Source organism: Curtobacterium sp. A7_M15 (assembly GCF_030705415.1).
GTDB lineage: Bacteria > Actinomycetota > Actinomycetes > Actinomycetales > Microbacteriaceae > Curtobacterium.
Genome location: NZ_JAUZED010000133.1, coordinates 1 through 8,604, shown reverse-complemented (window position 1 = coordinate 8,604; position 8,604 = coordinate 1). Strand labels below are relative to the sequence as shown.

Genomic DNA, 8,604 nt, shown 5'->3' with positions numbered 1-8,604 from the left:
GGCATTGCGCCCCGGAGAGCCGGGGCGCAATGCCCGTGGCGGGGCGCGGAAGACCACGCGCCGCGCGCCGCGCGCGCCCCCTACTCCAGTCCGCGACGCCGCAACAGCGGCCCGACCTCGGCATCGCGCCCGCGGAAGTCCCGGTACGCCTCGAGCGGGTCCTTCGCCCCTCCGACGCCGAGCAGCTTCGACGCGAACTGCGAACCGGCCGAGCGCGAGAGCCCTCCGTTGTCGCGGAACCACTCCACGGTGTCGGCATCGAGCACCTCGGACCAGATGTACCCGTAGTACCCGGCGTCGTACCCGCCCGAGAACGTGTGCGCGAAGTACGTCGACGAGTACCGCGGCGGGACGGCCTCGACCGCGATGCCGGCTGACTCCAGAGCAGACCGCTCGAAGTCCTCGACCGAGGTCACCGCAGCGGCCTCGGCGGCGGAGAGCCGGTGCCACGCCTGGTCGAGCAACGCCGCGGCGAGGTACTCCGTCGTCGCGAACCCCTCGTTGAACCCGGCGGAGTCGCTGAGCCCCAGGACGAGCTCCGGCGGCAGGGGTTCACCCGTCTCGTGGTGCTTGGCGTAGTTCGCCAGGACGGACGGCCACGACACCCACATCTCGTTCACCTGGGACGGGAACTCGACGAAGTCCCGCTCCACGTTCGTGCCGGAGAACCGGGGGTAGGTGGTGCGGGCGATGAGGCCGTGCAGCGCGTGGCCGAACTCGTGGAAGAGCGTCTCCACCTCGTCCTGGATCAGGAGCGTCGGGGACCCGGCGGCCGGCTTCGCCACGTTGAGGTTGTTGACGACGACGGGCAGCGTCCCGAGCAGCGCGGACTGCTCCACGACGGGGTTCATCCACGCGCCGCCGCGCTTGCCGTCCCGTGTGTAGAGGTCGAGCAGGTAGAGCCCCTCCTCCTCACCGGAGGAGCCGTGCACCTCGAACACCCGCACCTCGTCGTTGTACCCGTGCAGGTCAGGCCGCTCCGTGAAGGCCAGGCCGTACAGCTCGCCGGCGGCGTGGAACACACCGTCGTGCAGCACTCGGTCGGCCTCGAAGTACGGGCGGAGTGCGGAGCTGTCCGCCGCGAACTGCTCGCCGCGCAGGAGCTCGGTCGCGAAGGCCCAGTCCCACGACTCGATGTCGTGACCGACCACCCGGGCACGGACGGCTCGCTCGTCGTCGGCGTTCGCCGCGGCGGCGGGCACGAGCGACGACAGCAGTCCGTCGACGGCCTCGGGCGTGCCCGCGGTCTCGTCGGCGGTGACCACGGCGGCGTGGTTCGGGAACCCGAGGAGCTCGGCACGCTCGGCCCGGAGGCGCACGATCCGCAGCAGCACGTCCCGGTTGTCGTGCTCGTTGCCCCGTCGACCGCGGGAGAGCGACGCCTCCATGATCCGCCGCCGCAGCCCACGATCGGTCAGCGACGCCAGCCACGGGTGCCCGGTGTACAGCGGCAGGGTGATGAGCCAGCCGTCCAGCCCGCGGTCCGCGGCGGCACCGGCGGCGGCGGACTTCGCGCCGTCGTCGAGGCCGGACAGCTCCGAGTCGTCCGTCACGTGCACGGCGAGGTCGTTCGTGTCCTCGAGCAGGTTCCGCTCGAAGGTCGTCGTGAGCGTCGAGAGCTCCTGGTTGATCGCGGTGAGGCGCTCCTTGCCGGCGTCGTCCAGCCCGGCGCCCGCCAGGGTCATCTCGGTGTGGGTCCGTTCGACCAGCCGGCGGTCCTCGTCGGTGAGGTCGTCACGCTCGCCGAGCGAGGACCGGACCGCTGCGACCCGGGCGTAGAGCCGCCCGTCGAGGGTGATGGCGTCGCGGTGCGCGGCGAGGAGCGGGGAGACCTCGGCCTCGAGGTCGTGCAGCTCCGGCGTCGAGTCCGCCGACGACAGGGTGAAGAAGACGTGGCTCACGCGGGCGAGGAGCTGCCCGGTGCGCTCGAGCGCCACCAGGGTGTTCTCGAACGTCGGTTCGTCGGGAGAGGCGGCGATCGCCTCGACCTCGGTGCGCTGCTCGGCCATGCCGGCGTCGAACGCGGGGCGGTAGTGCTCGAGCCGTACCTCGCGGAACGGCGGGAGGGCGTAGGGAAGGGTGCTCGGTCCATCGAACGGGGTTGCCATCGCTCCACCCTACGGACCGGCGACGCCGTCGGACGGGAGGCGCGGTGCGGACCCGACCCGCGCCTCCCGTCCCACAGGTGGTCGCGTCTCAGGCGTGCGTCGCCGCGTCGATGAGGGTCTCGGCTGCCCGGCGCGCGTGCCGCGCCGGCGTCGTCGAGCCGGCGATCGCGGCGGTGGTCTGCGCGCCCTCGGCGAGGAGGGCGAGCTGTGCGGCGAGCTCCTCGGCGGCGGCGGGGTCGCGGACGACCGAGGCCGCGAGGTCCTGCACGAAGTGCTGGAACGAGTCCTTGTGGGCCCGGGCGATCTCGGCGACGGCGGGGGAGGTCGCCCCGAGCTCACCGAACGCGTTGATGAAGCCGCAGCCGCGGAAGGTGTCGTCGCCGAACCACGACTCGAGGAAGTCGTAGACCGCGAGCAGCTTCTCTCGCGGGGTCGTGGCAGCGTCGACCGCGCCGTGGACCCCGTGCTCCCAGATGTCGTGGCGTCCGGCGAGGACCGCGGCGATCAACTGCTCCTTGCCGGGGAACGCCGCGTACAGCTTCTTGAGCGAGACCCCGGCGCCGGTGCGGATCTCGTCCATGCCGACGGACTGGATGCCGCGCGCGTAGAAGAGCTGGTCGGCGACCTCGACGATGTGCGCCCTGGTGTCCGCCTCGACGGTGCTCGTAGCCATGTCGTACCCCGTTCCCTGCGTGTTCACCGTTCCCGAGTTGCGCGGGGAACGATCGTTCTCTAGTGTAAGGCACATCGACGGAGAACGACCGTTCTCCGCGAAGTGCAGGGAAGGAACGACCATGGGTGCCATCACCGTCGGGACCGAGAACAGCGTCGACATCGAACTCCACTACGAGGACAAGGGGACCGGGCAGCCGATCGTGCTGATCCACGGGTTCCCGCTCGACGGCAACTCGTGGGAAGGGCAGGTCCCGCCGCTCCTCGACGCCGGCTACCGCGTCGTGACGTACGACCGCCGCGGCTTCGGGCAGTCCTCGCAGCCCTCGACCGGCTACGACTACGACACCTTCGCCGACGACCTGCACACCGTGCTCGAGACGCTCGACCTGCGGGACGTGATCCTCGTCGGCTTCTCGATGGGGACCGGTGAGATCGCCCGCTACATCGCCCGCCACGGTGAGGACCGGATCGCCAAGGTCGCGTTCCTCGCCTCGCTCGAGCCGTTCCTGGCGATCACCGACGACAACCCGGACGGCGCCGGCCCGATGTCCTTCTTCGAGGGCATCGCCGCCGACGTCGAGAAGGACCGGTACGCGTACTTCACGAACTTCTACCAGGACTTCTTCAACCTCGACGAGAACCTCGGCACGCGGATCTCGGAGGAGCAGGTCCGCAACGCCTGGAACGTCGCTGCCGGTTCCGGTTCGATCGCGTCGGCGGCGGCGCCGCTGACCTGGCCGACCGACTTCCGCCAGGACATCCCGAAGGTCACCGTCCCGGCGCTCATCGTGCACGGCACGGCGGACAACATCCTGCCGATCGACGCCACCGGCCGCCGCTTCACCAAGGCACTGCCGCACGCGGAGTACGTCGAGATCGAGGGTGCCCCGCACGGCCTGCTCACCACGCACACCGCCGAGGTGAACGAGGTCCTGCTGGGCTGGCTCGCGAAGTAGCGCGCGTGCTCGCATCGTGAACAGCAATGGTCGGGTTCCCCCGCGGAGCCCGACCATTGCTGCTCACCAAGCGATGCGCGCCCTCAGTCCTCTTCGGGGGCGTCGTCCGGGTTCGTGACCTGCGCACGGCCGGCGTCGTCGAGGTGGATCGCGGTGCCGTCGTCGAGCGCGACCATCGGCTTGCCCTCGAGGAAGGTCAGCGTCCACCCCCACCCCGCCGTGTCGACGGACTCCTGCGCGAGTTCGTCCTCGACCTCCCGCACGGCGACGATCATCGTCTCGGGGAGTTGCCCGGGTACCTCGGCACCCACGTTCCAGCGTCTGCCCAACTGCATCCGTGCCTCCAGGTCGTGTCGTCGTCCGTCTGCCGGGCCGGGCCTACGCCTGCTGCTCGGCCAACTCGATCTCGGTGACGGCGAGCTCCGCGCCGTCCTCGAACGACAGGTTCTCGATGCGGCCGACGGCCGCCAGGTCGACCGCCGCGCGCTCGATGAGCGCCCGCGTCTCGACCGGAGCCTGCACGACCGCGCGCGTCACGGGCGTCTTCTGGGACGCCTTCGCCGCGGTCTTCGCCCCGCGGATGCCGATGAGGGCCTGCCCGACGGCAGGGAGCAGCCCCGTCGGCTCGGCCTGGACGGGCAGCTCGGCCCGGGTCGGCCAGGAGGCGCGGTGCACGCTGGTCTCGTGGGTCCAGGCCCAGACCTCTTCCGTGGCGAACGGGAGGAACGGTGCCAGCAGGCGCAGCAGCGCGTCGATCGCGGCGCGGAGCGCGAGGACCGCACTCGCCTGCGTCTCGTGCGTCGACTCGGTCGCGGTGCCGTACGCGCGCTCCTTGACGAGCTCGAGGTAGTCGTCGCAGAACGTCCAGAAGAAGCGCTCCGTGACCTCGAGGGCCCGGGCGTGGTCGAACGAGTCGAACGCCGTCGTGGCCTGCTCGATGACTGCACCGAGCTCGGCGAGCATGTCGGCGTCGAGTGCTTCGGTCACGGCGTGCGCGCCCTCGGGCAGTGGGAAGCCGTAGACGAACTTCGCGGCGTTCAGGACCTTGATCGCCAGACGGCGTCCGACCTTGATCTGCTTCGGGTTCTGCGGGTCGAACGCCGCGTCGGTGCCGAGCTTCGACGAGGCCGCCCAGTACCGGACCGCGTCCGCGCCGTGCTGCTCGAGGATCGAGAGGGGCGTGACCACGTTGCCCTTCGACTTCGACATCTTCTTGCGGTCGGGGTCGACGATGAAGCCGGAGATGCTCGCGTGCTTCCACGGCACGGTGTCGGCTTCGAGCTGGCTGCGGAGCACCGTCGTGAAGAGCCAGGTGCGGATGATGTCCTGCGCCTGCGGGCGGACGTCGTACGGGAACACGAGGTCGTACAGCTCCGGGTCGGACTCCCACTTGCCCGCGAGCTGCGGGGTCAGCGACGAGGTCGCCCAGGTGTCCATGACGTCGAGCTCACCCTGGAACCCGCCCGCGACGCCGCGCTGGGACTCCTCGTAGCCCGGGGCCGGCTCGGACGCCGGGTCCACCGGGAGCTGCGCCTCGGTCGGGACGATCGGCTGGTCGTACACCGGGTTGCCGTCGGCGTCGAGCGGGTACCAGACCGGCAGCGGCACGCCGAAGAAGCGCTGGCGCGAGATGAGCCAGTCGCCGGAGAGGCCGCCGACCCAGTTGTCGTACCGGACGCGCATGAAGTCCGGGTGGAAGGCGATCTCCTCGCCGCGGGCGCGGAGCGTCGACTTCAGCTGCTCGTCGCGGGCACCGTTGACGATGTACCACTGGCGGGTCGACACGATCTCGAGGGGCTTGTCGCCCTTCTCGAAGAACTTCACCGGGTGGTTGATGGTCTTGACGTCGCCGATGAGCTCGCCGGACTCGGTGAGGGCGTCCACGACGACCTTCTTCGCCGAGAACACGGTCTTGCCGGCCATCTCGGCGTAGAGCGCCTTGCCGCCCTCGGACTCGATCCAGGCGGGCTCGTCCGAGCGGACGCGGCCGTCGAACCCGATGATCGCGCGGTTCGGCAGCTGCAGCTCGCGCCACCAGACCACGTCGGTGGTGTCGCCGAAGGTGCAGACCATCGCGATGCCCGCACCCTTGTCCTGCTGCGCGAGGTGGTGCGCGAGCACCGGGACCTCGACGTCGAACAGGGGGGAGCGCACGGTGGTGCCGAAGAGGTCCTGGAAGCGCTCGTCGTCCGGGTGCGCGACGAGGGCGACGCACGCGGGGAGCAGCTCGGGACGGGTGGTCTGGATGACGACGTCGTCCCCGCCGTCCGTGCGGTGGAAGGCGATGCCGTGGTACGCGCCCGGCATCTCCTTGTCCTCGAGCTCGGCCTGGGCCACCGCGGTGCGGAACGTCACGTCCCAGAGCGTCGGGGCGTCGGCCTGGTAGGCCTCGCCGCGCTCGAGGTTGCGGAGGAACGCACGCTGCGCGCTCGCCCGCGAGGTGTCGTCGATCGTCCGGTACGACTGTGTCCAGTCGACCGAGAGGCCGAGCGTGCGGAAGAGGTGCTCGAACTGCTGCTCGTCCTGCACGGTCAGGCGCTCGCACAGCTCGATGAAGTTCCGGCGCGAGATCGGGATCTGGTCGGCGGCCTTCGACGACTTGTTGTCGCCGCCCTCGAACGGCGGCACGAACGTGGCGTCGTAGGGGAGCTGCGGGTCGCAGCGGACGCCGTAGTAGTTCTGCACCCGGCGCTCGGTCGGCAGACCGTTGTCGTCCCAGCCCATCGGGTAGAAGACGTGCTTGCCGCGCATCCGCTCGTACCGGGCCTTGAGGTCGGTGTGCGTGTACGAGAACACGTGCCCGATGTGCAGTGAGCCGGAGGCGGTCGGCGGCGGGGTGTCGATCGAGTACACGGCATTGCGGTCGCCGGCGGCGGAACGGTCGAAGCGGTAGGTGCCGTCCTGCTCCCAGACCGGGCCCCAGACGTCTTCGAGTCCGTCGACCGTGGGCTTCTCGGGCATGGGCTTCGGCATGGCGGGCCTTCCGTTCCGTGCGGTGCTGCGACCGCTCTGTGCGGCACCGAGTCCGTGGTGAGGTGCCTGAGTGTCCACGCACGTGCGGCGCGGTACCCACGATGGTAGCGGTTCGCACCGTCACCGCTGACGGCTTCTACCACACGGACCCGGCAGACACGCCGGTCGCCTGATAGTCTGTCGGAGTTTGTCCGGCGGACGCGGGGTTCGCAGGGACTGCAGCGTCGCCGTCCGCCGGGCGCCCGAAGGCAAGACACAGCACTACCGGAGGAACTCACGTGGCACCGAACGAAGCAGGAAACGCACGGGGCGACCGCCCCCTGCGCACGAAGGGCGCCGCGAAGCGCGCACGACGCAAGCTGACCGAGGACGACGTCACCGTCGTCGAGGAGTCGCTGCTCAAGCGTGCCGTCGCCGCCGCCGCGCTCGGCAACGCCATGGAGTGGTTCGACTTCGGCATCTTCGCCTACCTCACGGTGACGATCTCGAAGGTCTTCCTCCCCGAGGGCGACCCCGCCGCGAACATCGTCGCGACCTTCGGCTTCTTCGCCGCCGCCTTCATCGTGCGCCCCATCGGCGGTGCCGTCTTCGGCCCGATCGGCGACAAGATCGGGCGGCAGAAGGTCCTCGCGCTCACGATGATCCTGATGGCCGCCGGCACGCTCATGATCGGCCTCATCCCGTCGTACGACTCGATCGGCTTCTGGGCGCCCGTGCTGCTGCTCGTGGCGCGGTTCGTGCAGGGCTTCTCGACCGGTGGTGAGTACGGCGGCGCGGCGACGTTCATCGCCGAGTACTCGCCGGACAAGCGCCGCGGGTTCATGGGGTCGTGGCTCGAGTTCGGCACCCTCGCCGGCTACGTCCTCGGCGCATCGATCGTCACCGGCCTGCAGTTCGGCCTCTCCGAGGACGCCCTCCTCAGCTGGGGCTGGCGCATCCCGTTCATCATCGCCGGTCCGCTCGGCCTGATCGGCCTCTACCTCCGGCTCAAGCTCGAGGAGACCCCGGCGTTCCAGAAGCAGCAGGAGCAGGCCGCCGAGCGCGAGGGGCAGAAGACCCCGTTCCTCAAGCTCTTCGCCGAGAACTGGCGCTCGCTCATCATCTGCATCGGGTTGGTCCTCGTGTTCAACGTGACCGACTACATGCTCCTGTCGTACATGCCGACGTACCTCGAGCAGAACCTCGGGCAGAACGCGACGTTCGGTCTGATCCTCATCGTGATCGTGATGATCCTCATGATGGTCGTCATCACCTTCGGTGGGCGCTTGTCCGACAAGTTCGGTCGACGTCCCGTGCTCGCCGCGGGCTGCATCGGGTTCATCCTGCTGTCGTGGCCGGCGCTGAAGCTGGTCCAGACCGGCACGGGCATCGGGGTCTTCGCCGGACTCCTCATCCTCGGGGTCGTCCTCGTGACGTTCACCTCGACCATGCCGTCGACGCTCCCGGCGCTGTTCCCGACGATCATCCGCTACGGCGCCCTCGCGATCGCGTTCAACGTGTCCGTGTCGCTCTTCGGCGGGACCACCCCGCTCGCGACCTCGGCGCTCATCAACGCCGCGAAGGACGCCGGCTACGGCTGGGCCGAGGACATCCCGGCGTTCTACCTCATGCTCGCCGCGGTGATCGGCCTCGTCGCGGTGTACTTCACCCGCGAGACGGCCGCGACGCCGCTCATGGGGTCCGGCCCGACGGTCGCACACGAGGACGAGATCGCCGACGTCATCAAGGACTACAACGACCCGGAGTCCGACCTGGCGCAGTCGGACTGGGCGAAGGACTTCTCGACGAGCGAGATCCCGATCATCTCGGGCGACGTGCCGTCGCCCGGCGATGCTCCGAAGGAGCCCGCCGGCTCGTAGGAGCCGACTGCCTGGAGGCACGGCGCGCGTCCG

Annotated in this window: 6 protein-coding genes; 2 read left to right on the top strand and 4 right to left on the bottom strand. The window is 69.9% G+C overall.

The window, feature by feature from the left end:
* Nucleotides 1-80 precede the first annotated feature (80 nt).
* Nucleotides 81-2,108: a M3 family metallopeptidase gene (locus Q7F20_RS16595; protein ID WP_305741175.1), complete on the bottom strand. Its 2,028-nt coding sequence runs from the start codon at nucleotides 2,106-2,108 to the stop codon at nucleotides 81-83.
* Nucleotides 2,109-2,196: 88 nt separating this feature from the next.
* Nucleotides 2,197-2,781, bottom strand: a complete 585-nt coding sequence (locus tag Q7F20_RS16590; protein WP_305741174.1) for a TetR/AcrR family transcriptional regulator — start codon at nucleotides 2,779-2,781, stop codon at nucleotides 2,197-2,199.
* A gap of 121 nt (nucleotides 2,782-2,902) precedes the next feature.
* Between Q7F20_RS16590 and Q7F20_RS16585 the strand changes: the two genes are divergently transcribed.
* Nucleotides 2,903-3,739 carry an alpha/beta fold hydrolase gene (locus Q7F20_RS16585; RefSeq protein WP_305741173.1) on the top strand — a complete coding sequence of 279 codons (837 nt, stop codon included), beginning with the start codon at nucleotides 2,903-2,905 and terminating at the stop codon, nucleotides 3,737-3,739.
* Between the two features lie 83 nt (nucleotides 3,740-3,822).
* Here the strand turns inward: Q7F20_RS16585 and Q7F20_RS16580 are convergent, their stop codons facing one another.
* Nucleotides 3,823-4,074, bottom strand: coding sequence for a hypothetical protein (locus tag Q7F20_RS16580; RefSeq protein WP_305741172.1), 252 nt, complete (start codon nucleotides 4,072-4,074; stop codon nucleotides 3,823-3,825).
* A 43-nt stretch (nucleotides 4,075-4,117) separates the two neighbouring features.
* Entirely contained in the window at nucleotides 4,118-6,712 is a 2,595-nt protein-coding gene (valS, locus tag Q7F20_RS16575) for a valine--tRNA ligase (protein ID WP_305741171.1), read from the bottom strand.
* 278 nt (nucleotides 6,713-6,990) lie between these two features.
* Between valS and proP the strand changes: the two genes are divergently transcribed.
* Nucleotides 6,991-8,571 (top strand): glycine betaine/L-proline transporter ProP, encoded by a 1,581-nt coding sequence (gene proP, locus Q7F20_RS16570; protein ID WP_305741170.1) that lies wholly within the window; start codon nucleotides 6,991-6,993, stop codon nucleotides 8,569-8,571.
* Nucleotides 8,572-8,604: the final 33 nt, after the last annotated feature.